This is a genomic window from Cupriavidus sp. P-10, assembly GCF_003402535.2.
Lineage (GTDB): Bacteria > Pseudomonadota > Gammaproteobacteria > Burkholderiales > Burkholderiaceae > Cupriavidus.
In genome coordinates, this window is record NZ_AP025170.1 from 1,871,380 (window position 1) to 1,885,504 (window position 14,125).

Here is a 14,125-nt window from a genome sequence, read left to right on the forward strand (position 1 = left end):
CATGACAAACCCAGGAGACACCATGAAACACGTTATCCCGCATATCGTGCTGGCAGCGCTATTGTCCGTTGCCGGCGTGGCACAGGCAGAGGCACCGGTAAAGCTGCGCTTCGCCCATACCGTTCCGGAAAGCGATTCGCAGCACCTGGCCGCGCTCGCCTTCAGCAAGAAGGTCAAGGAGCGCACCCAGGGCGGCGTCGAGATCCAGGTCTTTGCCAACAGCCAGCTCGGCAACGACACCACGCTGGTCACCGGCGTGCGCAGTGGCACCATCGATATCGGCGCCACCGGCAATCCCTTCGTCACGGGCCTGGCGCCACGCCTGAACGTGCTCGACCTGCCCTACCAGTTCGAGGACGGGCCGTCTGCCTACAAGGTGCTGGACGGCCCGGTCGGCCGCTCGCTGCTGGAGGAGCTGGGCGCCCACCGCATCAAGGGCCTGGCCTTCTGGGAGATCGGCTTCCGCAGCCTTGGCAACAACAAGCGCCCGGTCAACAAGGCCGAGGACATCCGCGGCCTGAAGATCCGCACCACGCCCAACCCGTCGCATATCAAGGCCTTCCAGTTGCTGGGCGCGAGCCCGCAGCCGATGCCGTTCGCCGAGGTCTTCGGCGCGCTGGAATCCGGCGCGGTCGACGGCCAGGAGAATCCGCCCACGCTGATGGTCTCGGCCAAGATGTACGAGGTGCAAAAGTACGTGTCGATGACGCGCCACGCCTATACCGCGCTGGTGGTGTTGATGAACAAGACGAAGTTCGACGCGCTCAGGCCCGAGTACCAGAAGGTGCTGCTGGAAGAGGCCGCTGCCGCCGCCACCTACCAGCGCAAGCTCAATGCCGACAACGAGTCCGCGGCAATCGCCACGCTGCGCGCCAGGGGCGTGCAGGTCAACGAGCATCCCGACAATGCCGGCATCCGCAAGGTGGTGCGCGAGGAGACGCGCCAGCTGTTCGTGCAGAAGAACGGCGACGCCGTGCTGCGCGCCATGGACGCCCAGCGCTAGGAGAGCCCGCGATGCCTGCCATGCCCGCTGCCATCGTCGATGCCCACCACCACCTGTGGCGGCTCGGCTCCGCGCGTCATCCCTGGCTGCAGGGAGGGTACGACCCTGCCGCCTTCTTCCTCGGCGATTACGCCACGCTGCGGCAGGACTTCGATCCGGCCGACTACCTGCGCCAATGGGACGGCCTGCCCCTCATCGCCAGCGTCCACGTGGAAGCCGAGCGGCATGCCGAAGAGTCGGTGGCCGAGACCGCGTGGCTGCATCAGGTCCACGCGCGCCACGGCTTTCCCAATGCGGTGGTGGCGCATGCCGACTTCAACAGCGACACGCTGGCGGCACAGCTGCGCGCGCACCAGGCCTTCCCGCTGGTGCGGGGCGTGCGGTGCAAGCCGCGCACCAGCCGGACGGCGGATGGGGCGGATGGCAGCGTGCGTGGCCAGCCCGGCACGCTGCAGGACCCGCGCTGGCTGTCCGGGCTGCAGCGGCTGGCCGGGCATGGCCTGGCATGGGACCTGCGGGTGCCGTGGTGGCACCTGGAGGAAGCCGCCGAGGCGATCGCGGCGGTGCCGGGGCTTGCCGTGGTGGTGGAACACACCGGCCTGCCGTGGGACCGCACCGAGGCTGGCCTGTCCGGCTGGCGCCGCGGGCTGGCGGCCCTGGCCAGCCTGCCCGGGGTGCACCTGAAGCTGTCCGAGTTCGGCTTGCCGGGCGCGGCATGGGATCGCGCCGGCAACGTCGGCGTCATCCGCCAGGCGCTGGAGATCTTCGGCTGGCAGCGCTGCATGTTCGCCAGCAACCTGCCCGTGTCGGGGCTGCGCGCATCGCTGCATGAAATCGTCAATACCGTCGCCGCCGCGCTGGAAGGCCTGCCCTACACCGCCGCGCAGGCAGTGTGGCACGACAACGCCATGCGCTTTTACCGGATCGGGGCGCCTGTGGCGAGCCTGCGCTGAGTCCCGTCCACCCAGGAGTCCTCAATCATGAACCGTATTACGCTGCGCCTGATCCAGGGCGCGATGGTGGCCATGATGGCCACCATGATCGTGCTGGTCTTTGGCAACGTGGTCCTGCGCTACGTCTTCAATTCCGGCATTGCCTTCTCCGAGGAAGCCTCGCGCTTCGTCTTCATGTGGCTGACGCTGACCGGCGCCCTGCTGGTGATGCATGACAAGGCCCACCTTGGGATGTCCACCGTGGTATCGCGGCTGGGCGAGAACGGGCAGCGTGCCTGCCGCCTGCTCGCCGATGCGGGCGCCCTGGGCTGTTGCCTGCTGCTGGCCCACGGCGCCTGGCAACTGGTGGCGATCGGCATGGACGACCGCGCTCCCGTCACCGGCGTGCCGCTGGGCGTGGTCTATGCCTGCCTGATGGTATGCAGCGTCGGCATGGCGGCGATGCTGCTGCACGGGCTGTGGCGCCTGGTCAGCGGCCGCATGGCGCAGCATGAACTGGTGCCGCAGTCCGGCGCATCCGGCGAATAAGCGCAAGGAGCCTGTCATGACCATCTTTGTCTTTGTCGGCTCGCTGCTGGGCGCGATGTCGCTCGGCATGCCCATCGCCTTTGCGCTGCTGGCGTCCGGAGTCGCGCTGATGCTGCACCTGGGCAACTTCGATACGCAGATCCTCGCGCAGAACATGCTGGAGGGCGTCAACAACTATCCGCTGATGGCGGTGCCGTTTTTCATGCTGGCGGGCGAGCTGATGAACGCCGGCGGCCTGTCGCAGCGCATCGTGCGCGTCGCCGACGCAGCGGTCGGACACGTCCGCGGCGGGCTGGGCTACGTGGCGATCATCGCGGCGACTGTGGTGGCCAGCATCTCCGGCTCCGCCGTGGCCGATACCGCCGCGGTCGCCGCGCTGCTGATCCCGATGATGCGCAATGCCGGCTACAACGTGCCGCGCGCGGCGGGACTGATCGCGGCGGGCGGCATCATCGCGCCGGTGATCCCGCCGTCGATCGCCATCGTGGTGTTCGGCGTGGTCGCGCAGGTGTCGATCACCAAGCTGTTCCTCGCCGGCATCGCGCCCGGCGCGATGATGGCGCTGACGCTCGCCGTCACCTGGCACTTCTGCGCACGCAAGGAAAAGCTCGCGCCCACCGAACCCTTCAATGCGCGCCGCCTGGCCAGGGCCGCGCTAGACGGCATCTGGGCCCTGGTGCTGCCGGTGGTGATCATCGGCGGCATGAAGATCGGCGCATTCACGCCGACCGAGGCGGCGGTGGTGGCCGTGGTCTACGCCATGGTGGTCGGCCGCTTCGTCTACGGCGAACTGAAGCTGCGCGCGCTGCCGGAACTGATCGTCAGCGCGGCCAAGACCTCCAGCACGGTGCTGTTCCTGGTGGCCTGCGCGCTGGTGTCGGCATGGCTGATCACCATTGCCAATATCCCGGCGCAGGTGACTGACCTGCTCGAACCCTTCATCGACAACAAGATCCTGCTGATGTTCATCATCATGATCCTGGTGATCGCGGTGGGCACCGCGCTCGACCTGATGCCGACGGTGCTGATCATGACGCCGATCCTGATGCCGGTGATCACCAAGGCGGGCATCGACCCGGTGTATTTCGGCGTGATGTTCGTGCTCAACAATGCCATCGGCCTGCTGACGCCGCCGGTGGGCACGGTGCTCAACGTCGTCGCGGGCACTTCGCGCTGCAGCCTGGACAGCGTGATCGGCGGCGTCTGGCCGTTCCTGCTGAGCCTGACCGCGCTGATGTTCCTGTTCGTGCTGTTCCCGCAGCTGATCCTGGTGCCGGCCGCATGGCTGCATTGAGGCCGCCCGCGTTCCGTCTTTCTTCCTTGCAGGACACATGATGTCATCCATCAACGAGATCGAGGACCTGCGCCGCCTCGCCCGGCAGCGGGTGCCGCGCATGTTCTATGAATACGCCGACTCCGGTTCGTGGACCGAGTCCACGTACCGCGCCAACCAGCGCGAGTTCGGCCATATCCTGCTGCGCCAGCGCGTGGCCGTGGATATCGGCGAGCGCCGCGTCGCCACGCGGATGCTGGACCAGGACGTCGCCATGCCGGTGGCGATCGCCCCGACCGGGCTGGCCGGCATGCAGCACGCCGACGGCGAGATCCTGGCCGCCCGCGCCGCGCGCGATTCCGGCATACCGTTCACGCTGTCCACGGTCAGCATCTGTTCGATCGAGGACGTGGCCGAGGCCACCGGCGGGCATCCGTTCTGGTTCCAGCTCTATGTGATGCGTGACCGCGCCTTCGTCGAACGCCTGATGGACCGCGCCCGCGCCGCGGGCTGCCCCGCGCTGGTACTGACGCTGGACCTGCCGGTCAGTGCGCAACGCCACAAGGACCTGCGCAACGGCCTGTCGGCGCCGCCGCGCCTGACGCCGTGGAACCTGCTCAACATGATGGGCAAGCCGCGCTGGTGCCTGGGCATGCTGGGCACGCGCCGCCGCACCTTCGGCAACATCATCGGCCATGTGCAGGGGGTCGACGACATGACCTCGCTGGCCGACTGGTCGAGCCGCCAGTACGACCCGACGCTGGACTGGGACGACGTGGCGTGGATCCGCCGCCGCTGGCCCGGCAAGCTGGTGCTCAAGGGTATCCAGGATGTCGAGGATGCGCGGCTGGCCTGCCAGTCGGGCGCGGACGCGCTGATCGTGTCCAACCACGGCGGCCGCCAGCTCGACGGCGCGCCGGCATCGATCCGCGCCCTGCCCGCCATCGCCGAAGCCGTGGGCGACCGCATCGAAGTCCATATGGACGGCGGCATCCGCTCAGGGCAGGACGTGCTGAAGGCGGTCGCACTTGGCGCCCGGGGCGTCTATATCGGCCGCCCGATGCTGTACGGACTTGGCGCCATGGGACAGGCCGGCGTGACGCGCGCGCTGGAGATCATCCGCAAGGAACTCGACCTGACCATGGCCTTCTGCGGCCATACCGACATCCGCGCGGTCGGCAGGGACATCCTGCTGCCGCCGCATCCGCCCGCTTCGTAATGTTCTTGCCATAGCCATAAACCCAACCGCAAACAAACCAGTCAGGAGACCACAGATGATCCTTAGCAAATCCCTGCGCGCCCGCCAGGCGCTCGCCACCCTCGCAGCGGCCACCGCCGTCGGCGCCGTCGCCTTGATGCCCGCGCCAGCCACGGCGCAGCCGGCTCCCTCCGCCGAATGCAAGGCTGCACTGGACGCCCGTGCCCAGAACCCGAACTACCCGCGCGACAGCGTGCCGCGCTACATCAAGACACCCACCGGCTACCTGCTGGTGCTGCGCATGGGCGACAACGTCTTCGAGCAGATCGAAGCCTTTGCCATCTGCGAGAAGGTGCCCAGCGCGAGCCTGTCCGCGATCGGCTTCGCCAACGTCACGTTCGGCTTCTGGGATGCCGGGAAGAAGCAGTTCAACCCGCGCACCTTCCGCAACGTGGAGATGGCCAGCATCGTCGGTAGCCTGGCGTGGAAGGAAGGCAAGCCGTCGATCCATGCGCACGGGGTGGCCGGCGACAGCAGTTTCGACACGTACGGCGGCCATATCCTGTCGATGGAAGTCGGCACCGGATCGCTGGAAGTGACGGTGACGGGCTATCCGCAGCAACTGGAGCGCGGCATCGACCCGAAGATCGGCGCGAACGTGCTGGGACTGCGCGATAGCCACTGACAGGCCGCGGGATTGGGCGGTGGGACCGATGGCGGCCGGTCCCACCCCGTATAATGTGCCCCCGTTTCACCGCAACCACTCGTCAACATGCCGCAGTCTCCCGAATCCGCCCCGTTCCGCCCCCAACCGGACACCGGCGCCACGGATTCCACGTTGTCCGATCGTCCGGACAGCCCGTGCATCGGCATCTGCTCCACGCTGTTCGACGAAATCTGCCAGGGTTGCGGGCGCACCGCGGCCGAAGTGAGCAACTGGGTGTTCTTCAGCGACGAGGAAAAGCAGGTGGTGTGGGAGCGCATCACGCGCGAGGGCACGGCCCGCCGCTTCCGGCAGGCCTGATACGCGCCTTCCCGAATTTCCCCCCGGGAGGCCGCTCAGCCGCCCGCCAGGCGCCGCTCCATGTCTTCGACTTCCTGCCGCTCCAGGCGCTGCCGTGCGAGCTTGCGCCAGCTTTCCGCCAGCGGGGCCAGCCCGGCCATATCGCTGAGCGCGGCATAGTCGAGCCTGTCGACATACAGCACGTGCAGCAGCCGCTGCAGCGGCCATTGCGGGAACGGACGCGCCACCAGCGCCAGCGTATCGCCCGCTTCTACTTCGCCGTCTTCCAGCACGCGGTAGTACCAACCGGTGCGCAGGCTCTGCTGCACCGCGCGTGACATGCCGGGGTAGCCAAAGCGGTGATTGAGCTTGAAGCACGGCTGGCGTGCCTGCGAGACCTCGACCAGCGCCGTGCCGAGCCGGAAACGGTCGCCGATGCAGATATCGGCCTCGGTCAGCCCCTGCGTGCTCAGGTTCTCGCCGAATGCACCGGGTGCATCCAGCACGCCAATGCCGGCCGCGCCCTGTTCCGCCAGTTCGGCACGCCATTCGGGGTAGTGGTCGCGCGGATAGTGATGCAGGGCTTTTTCCGGGCCGCCATGATGGCGCGGATCGCCCTGCTGGTCGCCCTCCAGCCCGAGCGTACCGATGCGCACACGCCCGCTGGCCGCTGCTTTGGCGATGCCGCTGGCTACGCCCCTGGGTCCGAACGGCCGCACCCCGCCGACGAGAACGGCATCGATCACGGCCCGTACGGGCGGCACCGGCAATGCCGACGTGCTCATAGTCCTGCCTGCTCCAGCCAGCGGGCAAACATGCGTTCACCTGCCGCCGCCACGCCTGCGCCGACTTCGGCCGTGCGCGCACGGATGGTGCGCGGGTCGATGCCGGCCTTGCCGAGTTCGACGGTATGGCCGATCAGCCAGGCTTCGATGTCGCCGGGCAGCACTTCGGGGTGGAATTGCAGCGCCAGTACCTGGTTGCCGATGGCATACGCCTGGTTTGTCACCGCCGTCGTGGATGCCAGCAGTTCGGCACCGGGCGGCAGGTCGAAGGTATCGCCATGCCAGTGCAGCACCTCCCAGTTGGCTGCGGCGAGCTCGCCAAGCGCCGAATCCCGTCCGGCCGGCGTCGGCACGATCGGCGCCCAGCCGATCTCGCGCGTGCCGGGATACACGCGCGCACCGGTGGCACGCGCGATCAGCTGTGCGCCCAGGCAAACCCCGATGATCTTGCCGCCGGCGGCCAGCCGCTGGCGGATCAGTGCGATCTCGCCTTCCAGCCATGGGTAGGCATCGGTTTCATAAACCCCGATCGGGCCACCCAGGATCAGCAGCAGGTCGGCCGGATCATCAACGATGGGCCGCAGGTCGTCGACACCCGCCTGGAATACCCGCAGCGCATGCCCGCGTGCGCGCAGCGCATCGCCGATCACGCCCGCATGCTCGAATGCGAGGTGCTGGATCACATGGGTGGTGCGTGTGGCCATGGGCGACTCCTGCCGGTCAAGAAGGGTACCCATGGTAGCGCCAATGGCGACGCCGCGCGAAAACCACGGCAGGATATCGCCTGTTGGAGCGGTATCCCGGCACGGCATGCCGCCGCGGTGCGCTATTTTGTCGCAGCCGGGACCAGGATCAGGGCTTCGGCCTGCGCGGGTGCCAGCGGCATGGTCACGTATTCCACCGCCGCCCACTTGCCGGTCCATTCCCGATAGCGCGGCAGCAACGCGTTGCCGGACTGGCCCGTCGAATCCATGAAGCGCGCGCCCTGCAGGTCCGCCAGGTCGTACAGCGCGCGCACGCTGGCGGCATGGGTATTTTCGAACGGCGCCTTCTCGTCGCGCAGGTTGTGGCGGCCGACATTGACCGTGTACGTGTCGCCACCGGTCGGCACGCGCAGGTTGAACAGGGGCGACAGGTACGCGACCTTGCCGAACGGCTTGTGCTCGGAGCGGGCCGTATGCGCTTCGCCCCAGCGCCAGCGTTTCGGGTCATCGCCATAGCGGCGCGACAGGTCGGTCATCGACTGCGCCCAGGCATCGGCGATCGCGTCGTTGCAGCTTTCCGCGGGGCGCGTATGCGGGCGGTCGCACCAGAACGCGCCGAGCTTGCCGGGATCGCGCAGGATGTTCAGCATCGGCTGCTGCACGTTGCGCTGGTCCCACAGGCGGACAAAGATTGCCTCGCCGACCTTCTCCTCGAACAGCCGCCGCGACAGCTCGCGCAGCCAGGCGGTGACCACCAGCGGCTCGGCCCGATCGGCATCCATGGTGCCGTCCCACTTGCGCAGCGCATCGAGCAGCGCGCGCTCGCGCTCCGGCCGTGCGGCATCGCCGCTGACCGGTGCGGCCAGCAGCAGTGGCAGGGCATCGCGCACGGCCAGCGACAGCACGTCCTTCTGGATCCCGGCGAAGCTGTCCAGGGTGTGCTTTGGCGTCGCCGCCAGCAAGGCCTGGATGCGGTCATGGCGGTACGGCACCGTCCATTCGCTGGTGATGAAGTACGGATAGTCCGGCGGCACGATGCGCTGGTTGGCCGTCACGATCGCGCCTTCGGGCGGGTTGTAGCGCTGCGGCAGAGCCTCGAACGGGATAAAGCCGGTCCAGTCGTAGCGGGCATCCCATCCCGGCGCGGGCGCCAGGCCCTTGAGGTCATTGTCGGCGCGGCGCAGCGGCACCCGGCCCGGCGCGAAGAAGCCGATATTGCCGTCGACATCGGCGTACACGATGTTCTGCTGGGGCGAATGGAAGTCGCGCAGCGCGGCGGTGAAACTGGCCCAGTCGCGCGCGTCGTTCATCTTCAGGCCGGCCTGGAAGGTGCGGTCGTCCGGACGCAGCGCGGTCCACTGGAACGCGACGACGTAGCGCGCGCCGAGCGGGCCTGCCGCGGCGGCCAGGGGCTCGGCCACGTCGGAGATCACCGGCCCGTGACGCGTGCTGCGGACCTGCAGCGTCACGTCGGGCGCGCCCTTGACGCGGAATGTCTCGGTGCGGGTCTCGAAGGTGGCCCAGCCGTCCGGGGTCTGGTACTGGGTCTCGCTGCCGGGACGCAGCCGTTCGATAAACAGGTCCTGCACGTCCGGCGCGGTATTGGTCAGCCCCCAGGCGATGCGGTCGTTGTGCCCGAGCACCACCACCGGGATGCCGGGCAGCGTGGCGCCGGCCACGTCCAGTCCCGGCGCGGTCATGCGGGCGAAGTACCACAGCGCCGGCGCCTGCAAACCCAGGTGCGGGTCGTTGGCCAGCATTGGCTTGCCCGATTGCGTGCGCGCGCCGGAGACCACCCAGTTGTTCGAGCCCATGCCCTCGACATAGCCCGGCGGCGCCTTGTCGCTGACGCTCGCCATGGCGTTAGCCAGCGGCGCCAACTGCTTGTACAGGTGGCCGTAATCCATGGTGCGCACGGGCTGCTCGCCCGGATATGGCGCCAGCAGTTCGCTGATGCGCTCCACCGGCAGCACTTGCGCCAGGCGCATGCGCAGCGTTTCCTGGTTCCAGTTGCCGCCCAGGTCCCAGGCCATCATGGTCTGCCAGCCCAGCGTATCGGCCGGCTCCCAGCGCTCCGGCTGCGTGCGCAGGATCAGGAATTCAGGCGGCAGCGGTCCCTGGCGATGGTCGATCCACGCATTGACGCCGTCGGCGTATGCCTGCAGCGCAGCCCGCGTCTGCGGCGAAGACTGCGCCAGGATCGCTTCGGCGTTGCGCCGCACGCCCAGCGTGCGCAGGAACTTGTCGGTATCGAGCGCGGACGGGCCCAGGACCTCGGCGAGCCGGCCGGCCACCACGCGCTTGTTCATCTGCATCTGCCAGAGCCGGTCCTGCGCGTGGACATAGCCGAGCGCAAACCAGGCGTCGGCCTTGCTGGCGGCACGGATCTGCGGCACGCCATTGCCATCGCGCACGATGGTGACCTGGCCGTGCAGGCCCGGGAGCGCAACGGTGCCCGATGCGGGCGGCTGCGCCGCCTGCCGATACCAGATCAGGGCCCCTGCCGTGCCGGCTACCGCCAGTACCAGCAGCCATCCCACAAGCTTGGCCAGACGACCGAACCAGCGCATTGTTGCTCCCCTCTTGTCTTTGTCTTTGTCTTTGTCGTTGTGTGGTCCCGGTGACTGCCGCCGCTTCGTTGGCGGCGATGCAAAATGCCCGGACCAGCCGGGCATTTTCACATGTCGCGCAGGCCTCAGGCCGGCTTCTTCAACTGCAGGGCCTTGTATTCGAGGAATTCCTCCAGCCCGTACTTGCCGGCCTCGCGCCCGTTGCCGGACTGCTTGTAGCCGCCGAACGGCGCCTGCATGTTGAACGGCCCGCCGTTGATGTCCACCTGGCCGGTACGGATGCGCCGCGCCACGCGGATCGCACGGGCCTCGTCGCCCGACCACACGCCGCCGCCGAGTCCGTAGATGCTGTCGTTGGCGATGCGCACCGCCTCTTCCTCGGTGTCATAGCAGATGATCGACAGCACCGGCCCGAAGATCTCCTCCTGGGCCACAGTGGCGCGCGGCTCGACGTTGCCGAGCACGGTCGGCTTGACGAAGAAGCCCTGGTCCAGCCCTTCGGGCACTTCGGGGCCACCGGCCACCAGTTCGGCGCCTTCTTCCAGCCCGCGACGGATATAGCCGGTGACGCGCTCCTTCTGCACGGCGGAAATCAGCGGGCCGAGCCGGGTGGTTTCCTGCAGCGGATCGCCCACGGTAAAGCCGGCCACCACCTTCTGCGCGATCGCCTTGATCTCGTCATAGCGGGCACGCGGCACCAGCATGCGGGTATGCGCCGAACAGGTCTGTCCGGAATTCAGGAAGCAGGCGCTGATGGTGCCCTTGACCGCCGCCGGCAGGTCGGCATCGTCCAGGATCACCGAGGCGGACTTGCCGCCCAGCTCCAGCGCCACGCGCTTGACCGTCTGCGAGGCCAGTTCGGACACGCGCTTGCCGGCGCGGGTGGAACCGGTGAACGACACCATGTCGACCTCCCGATGGCTGGCCAGCACCTCGCCCACCACCGGGCCAAAGCCGGTCACCAGGTTGAACACGCCCGGCGGCAGGCCCGCGGCCTCGATCACCTCGGCCAGCACGAAGGCATTCAGCGGCGCCACTTCCGACGGCTTGAGCACGACAGTGCAGCCCGCGGCCAGTGCCGGCGCAACCTTCAGCGTGATCTGGTTGAGCGGGTAGTTCCACGGCGTGATCGCCGCCACCACGCCAACCGGTTCGCGCACCACCAGCGAATTGCCGACTTCTTCCTCGAAGTGGAAGGTATCCAGCAGCTTGGCGGCCTGTCCCCAGTTGTAGACCGGGCCGCCCACCTGGATCGCGCGCGCCAGCTTGATCGGCATGCCGACTTCGCCGGCGATCATCTGGGCCAGTTCTTCGCTGCGCGCCTTCAGTCCGTCGGCGATCTTGGCGATATAACCGGCTCGCACCGACGCGGGCGTGGCCGCCCAGCCGTCAAACGCGGCGCGCGCGGCCTGGATGGCGTCTTCGGCGTCGCGCGGCGAGCCTTCCGGGATCGTGCCCATTACCGCTTCGGTGCTGGAATGGATGACGTCGATGGTGCCGGTACCGTGGGGCGCGACCCACTTGCCGTTGATAAACAGTTTGTCTCGTTGTTGCATGGCCACAGTTCTCGGTTGGTGCGGAGTTTGACGGATGGGCAACTGGTTTTTTTTGTTACTTTTATGGTGCACGCACATTGTAGAGCGGTTTGGAGGCTATGTTTCCAGCCCTGGCAACCCCCGCGCCAGCCGCTCTTTTCAAATGGCGATAATCGGCCGCACCCGCAAACGGGATGCTCGCACGGACGGCCGGCATAACAAGGGAGCGAGACATGGTCGATCCGATCTACCGCAAGACCGACGCGGGACATGACGAGATCAGGACACGCGCGCGCAAGCTGGACCACAAGCTGCGCGCGTTGCTGTTGATGGTCAATGGCGAGCGCCGCGGGCAAGACCTGCTGGCGCAGGTGGCAGGCATGGGCGTGGGACCCGAGGCCATGGAGATGTTGGCCGCCGAAGGGCTGGTCGAGCCAGTGCCTGAGGCGGCACCGGCAGCGGCCGCTGTCGCTCCGGAAGCCCCGGCACGCACTTCGGCAACCACGGCGGATACCAACCTGTTCTCGGTGTACGCCATGCGGCACGCGCCGGCAGCCGAGCCAGCGGCGAACCCCGACCCGACGGCGCCGACGCAGCCGACGCACTCCGCCGCCGAGATCGATGCCTTCCAGCGCCTGTATCACTTCTACACCGAGGTCATCGGCCAGCACCTGGGCCTGCGCGGCTATATGTTGCAGGTCAAGGTGGAAAAGGCGCAGGACCTTCCAGCGCTGCTGGCCCTGCGAGAGTCACTGCATGCGGCGCTGCTCAGGGCCAAGGGCGAAATCACGGCGCATGCGATCTTGCGTGAACTGGAGACGATCGCACAAGACATCCCTGCCGCAGCCGGCTGAGCGTAAGCCGGCGCGCCAGACAGCAAAAAGGCCGCCTCGGAAGGCGGCCTTTTCCATGGGCATGCGTCAGACTCAGCCGACGATCCCCTGCGACTGCAGGTACTCGTCATACGTACCCAGGTAATCGGTCAGCGTGCCGTCGGTGCGCACTTCAATGACGCGCGTGGCCAGCCCGTTGATTAGCTCGCGGTCGTGCGAAACGAAGACCAGCGTGCCCGAGAACTTGTCCAGCGCGATCTGCAGCGATTCGATCGACTCCATGTCCATGTGGTTGGTCGGCTCGTCCAGCGCCAGCACGTTGTGGCGGCCCAGCATCAGCTTGCCCCAGATCATGCGGCCCTTCTCGCCACCGGACAGCACCTTGACGTTCTTCTTGATGTCGTCCGCCGAGAACAGCAGGCGGCCCAGCGTGCCGCGCAGCGAGGTCTCGTCGTCGCCGGCCTGCGTCCACTGGCTCATCCAGTCCATCACGTCGCGGTCAGCAGGGAACTCCTCGTAGGTGTCCTGCGGCATGTAGCCGACGTTGGCGTTCTCGGCCCACTTGACCTGGCCGCGGTCGACTTCCACGCCGCGCTGCACGCCGGTCTGCACCGCGCCGCTCAACAGGCTGCGCAGCAGCGTGGTCTTGCCCGCGCCGTTTTCGCCGATGATGGCGACGCGTTCGCCGGCCTGGATCGCCATCGACAGGCTGTTGATGATCTTGCGGTCGTAGCTCTTGGTGACGTTCTCCACCTCGACCGCCAGGTTGTGCAGCTTCTTCTCGAACTCGAAACGGATGAACGGGTTCTGGCGCGACGACGGCTTGATGTCCTCGACCTTGATCTTCTCGATCTGCTTGGCGCGCGAGGTGGCCTGGCGTGCCTTGGACTTGTTGGCCGAGAAGCGGCGCACGAAGTCCTGCAGTTCGCTGATGCGCTCCTTGGCGCGCGCGTTGGCGGCCATCTGGCGCTCGCGGGCCTGCATCGACGCTTCCATGTAGTCGTCGTAGTTGCCCGGGTAGACCTTGAGCGTGCCGTAGTCCATGTCGGCCATGTGCGTGCAGACCGAGTTCAGGAAGTGGCGATCGTGGGAAATGATGATCATGGTGGAGTTGCGCTCGTTGAGCACGGTTTCCAGCCAGCGGATCGTGTTGATGTCCAGGTTGTTGGTCGGTTCGTCCAGCAGCAGCACGTCCGGGTTCGAGAACAGTGCCTGCGCCAGCAGCACGCGCAGCTTCCACCCCGGCGCGACGTCGCTCATATTGCCCTGGTGCTGCGTGGTGGGGATGCCCACGCCCAGGAGCAGTTCACCGGCGCGCGCCTCGGCGGTGTAGCCGTCGTATTCGGCGTACTTGGCCTCCAGCTCGGCGGCCTTCATGTAGTCTTCGTCGGTCGCTTCCGGGTTGGCGTAGATGGCGTCGCGCTCCTGCGCGGCGGCCCACATCTCGGTGTGGCCCATCATCACCACGTCCAGCACGCGCATGTCTTCATAGGCGAACTGGTCCTGGCGCAGCTTGCCCAGGCGGATGCCCGGCTCCAGCATGACGTTGCCCGCCGACGACTCGAGGTCGCCGCCCAGGATCTTCATGAAGGTGGACTTGCCGCAGCCGTTCGCGCCGATCAGGCCGTAGCGGTTGCCCTCGCCGAACTTGACCGAGATATTCTCGAACAACGGCTTGGGGCCGAACTGCATGGTGATGTTTGCGGTAGAAAGCACGTCTGGAACCTTGTCTGGAGAATG

13 protein-coding genes are annotated in these 14,125 nt (G+C 67.3%); 8 read left to right on the plus strand and 5 right to left on the minus strand.

Annotation, left to right across the window (positions count from 1 at the left end; translation table 11 throughout):
* Positions 1-22: 22 nt before the first annotated feature.
* The 7 genes from CTP10_RS08595 to CTP10_RS08625 all read left to right on the plus strand — a co-directional run bounded on the left by CTP10_RS08595 (position 23) and on the right by CTP10_RS08625 (position 5,979).
* Positions 23-1,003 (plus strand): DctP family TRAP transporter solute-binding subunit, encoded by a 981-nt coding sequence (locus tag CTP10_RS08595; protein WP_116320695.1) that lies wholly within the window; start codon positions 23-25, stop codon positions 1,001-1,003.
* An 11-nt stretch (positions 1,004-1,014) separates the two neighbouring features.
* On the plus strand, positions 1,015-1,956 hold the full coding sequence (locus CTP10_RS08600) for an amidohydrolase family protein (RefSeq protein ID WP_116320694.1): 942 nt from the start codon (positions 1,015-1,017) through the stop codon (positions 1,954-1,956).
* Positions 1,957-1,983: 27 nt separating this feature from the next.
* A complete protein-coding gene (locus CTP10_RS08605) occupies positions 1,984-2,484 on the plus strand; it encodes a TRAP transporter small permease (protein ID WP_116320693.1) in 501 nt (166 codons plus the stop codon).
* A 16-nt stretch (positions 2,485-2,500) separates the two neighbouring features.
* On the plus strand, positions 2,501-3,778 hold the full coding sequence (locus CTP10_RS08610; protein WP_116320692.1) for a TRAP transporter large permease: 1,278 nt from the start codon (positions 2,501-2,503) through the stop codon (positions 3,776-3,778).
* A gap of 40 nt (positions 3,779-3,818) precedes the next feature.
* Positions 3,819-4,976: an alpha-hydroxy acid oxidase gene (locus tag CTP10_RS08615; RefSeq protein ID WP_116320691.1), complete on the plus strand. Its 1,158-nt coding sequence runs from the start codon at positions 3,819-3,821 to the stop codon at positions 4,974-4,976.
* Positions 4,977-5,031: 55 nt separating this feature from the next.
* Positions 5,032-5,640: a PPC domain-containing DNA-binding protein gene (locus CTP10_RS08620; RefSeq protein ID WP_116320690.1), complete on the plus strand. Its 609-nt coding sequence runs from the start codon at positions 5,032-5,034 to the stop codon at positions 5,638-5,640.
* An 87-nt stretch (positions 5,641-5,727) separates the two neighbouring features.
* The gene (locus tag CTP10_RS08625) at positions 5,728-5,979 is read left to right on the plus strand and encodes a DUF1289 domain-containing protein (RefSeq protein WP_116320689.1); all 252 of its coding nucleotides are present in this window, start codon (positions 5,728-5,730) and stop codon (positions 5,977-5,979) included.
* A gap of 35 nt (positions 5,980-6,014) precedes the next feature.
* On the opposite strand, the gene CTP10_RS08630 is transcribed toward CTP10_RS08625, so the two are convergent.
* From CTP10_RS08630 to CTP10_RS08645, 4 genes are all read right to left on the minus strand, one after another.
* Positions 6,015-6,743, minus strand: coding sequence for an MOSC domain-containing protein (locus tag CTP10_RS08630; protein WP_116320688.1), 729 nt, complete (start codon positions 6,741-6,743; stop codon positions 6,015-6,017).
* A complete protein-coding gene (locus tag CTP10_RS08635; RefSeq protein ID WP_116320687.1) occupies positions 6,740-7,447 on the minus strand; it encodes a glutamine amidotransferase in 708 nt (235 codons plus the stop codon). Before CTP10_RS08635 ends, CTP10_RS08630 begins: the two co-directional genes overlap by 4 nt.
* Positions 7,448-7,569: 122 nt before the next feature.
* Complete coding sequence (locus tag CTP10_RS08640) at positions 7,570-10,017, minus strand: penicillin acylase family protein (protein WP_116320686.1); 2,448 nt, start codon at positions 10,015-10,017, stop codon at positions 7,570-7,572.
* Positions 10,018-10,142: 125 nt separating this feature from the next.
* Complete coding sequence (locus CTP10_RS08645; protein WP_116320685.1) at positions 10,143-11,573, minus strand: aldehyde dehydrogenase family protein; 1,431 nt, start codon at positions 11,571-11,573, stop codon at positions 10,143-10,145.
* Between the two features lie 212 nt (positions 11,574-11,785).
* On the opposite strand from CTP10_RS08645, the gene CTP10_RS08650 reads away from it, so the two are divergent.
* A complete protein-coding gene (locus CTP10_RS08650) occupies positions 11,786-12,406 on the plus strand; it encodes a hypothetical protein (protein WP_116320684.1) in 621 nt (206 codons plus the stop codon).
* Positions 12,407-12,478: 72 nt separating this feature from the next.
* Here CTP10_RS08650 and CTP10_RS08655 read toward each other — a convergent pair whose 3' ends face one another.
* Positions 12,479-14,101 carry an ABC-F family ATPase gene (locus tag CTP10_RS08655; protein WP_116320683.1) on the minus strand — a complete coding sequence of 541 codons (1,623 nt, stop codon included), beginning with the start codon at positions 14,099-14,101 and terminating at the stop codon, positions 12,479-12,481.
* Positions 14,102-14,125 lie beyond the last annotated feature (24 nt).

What these genes read in the sequence shown, in the direction of transcription:
- CTP10_RS08595 (WP_116320695.1), top strand. Translation starts at nt 23, where the DNA reads ATGAAACACGTTATCCCGCATATCGTGCTGGCAGCGCTATTGTCCGTT.
- CTP10_RS08600 (WP_116320694.1), top strand. Translation starts at nt 1,015, where the DNA reads ATGCCTGCCATGCCCGCTGCCATCGTCGATGCCCACCACCACCTGTGG.
- CTP10_RS08605 (WP_116320693.1), top strand. Translation starts at nt 1,984, where the DNA reads ATGAACCGTATTACGCTGCGCCTGATCCAGGGCGCGATGGTGGCCATG.
- CTP10_RS08610 (WP_116320692.1), top strand. Translation starts at nt 2,501, where the DNA reads ATGACCATCTTTGTCTTTGTCGGCTCGCTGCTGGGCGCGATGTCGCTC.
- CTP10_RS08615 (WP_116320691.1), top strand. Translation starts at nt 3,819, where the DNA reads ATGTCATCCATCAACGAGATCGAGGACCTGCGCCGCCTCGCCCGGCAG.
- CTP10_RS08620 (WP_116320690.1), top strand. Translation starts at nt 5,032, where the DNA reads ATGATCCTTAGCAAATCCCTGCGCGCCCGCCAGGCGCTCGCCACCCTC.
- CTP10_RS08625 (WP_116320689.1), top strand. Translation starts at nt 5,728, where the DNA reads ATGCCGCAGTCTCCCGAATCCGCCCCGTTCCGCCCCCAACCGGACACC.
- CTP10_RS08630 (WP_116320688.1), bottom strand. Translation starts at nt 6,743, where the DNA reads ATGAGCACGTCGGCATTGCCGGTGCCGCCCGTACGGGCCGTGATCGAT.
- CTP10_RS08635 (WP_116320687.1), bottom strand. Translation starts at nt 7,447, where the DNA reads ATGGCCACACGCACCACCCATGTGATCCAGCACCTCGCATTCGAGCAT.
- CTP10_RS08640 (WP_116320686.1), bottom strand. Translation starts at nt 10,017, where the DNA reads ATGCGCTGGTTCGGTCGTCTGGCCAAGCTTGTGGGATGGCTGCTGGTA.
- CTP10_RS08645 (WP_116320685.1), bottom strand. Translation starts at nt 11,573, where the DNA reads ATGCAACAACGAGACAAACTGTTTATCAACGGCAAGTGGGTCGCGCCC.
- CTP10_RS08650 (WP_116320684.1), top strand. Translation starts at nt 11,786, where the DNA reads ATGGTCGATCCGATCTACCGCAAGACCGACGCGGGACATGACGAGATC.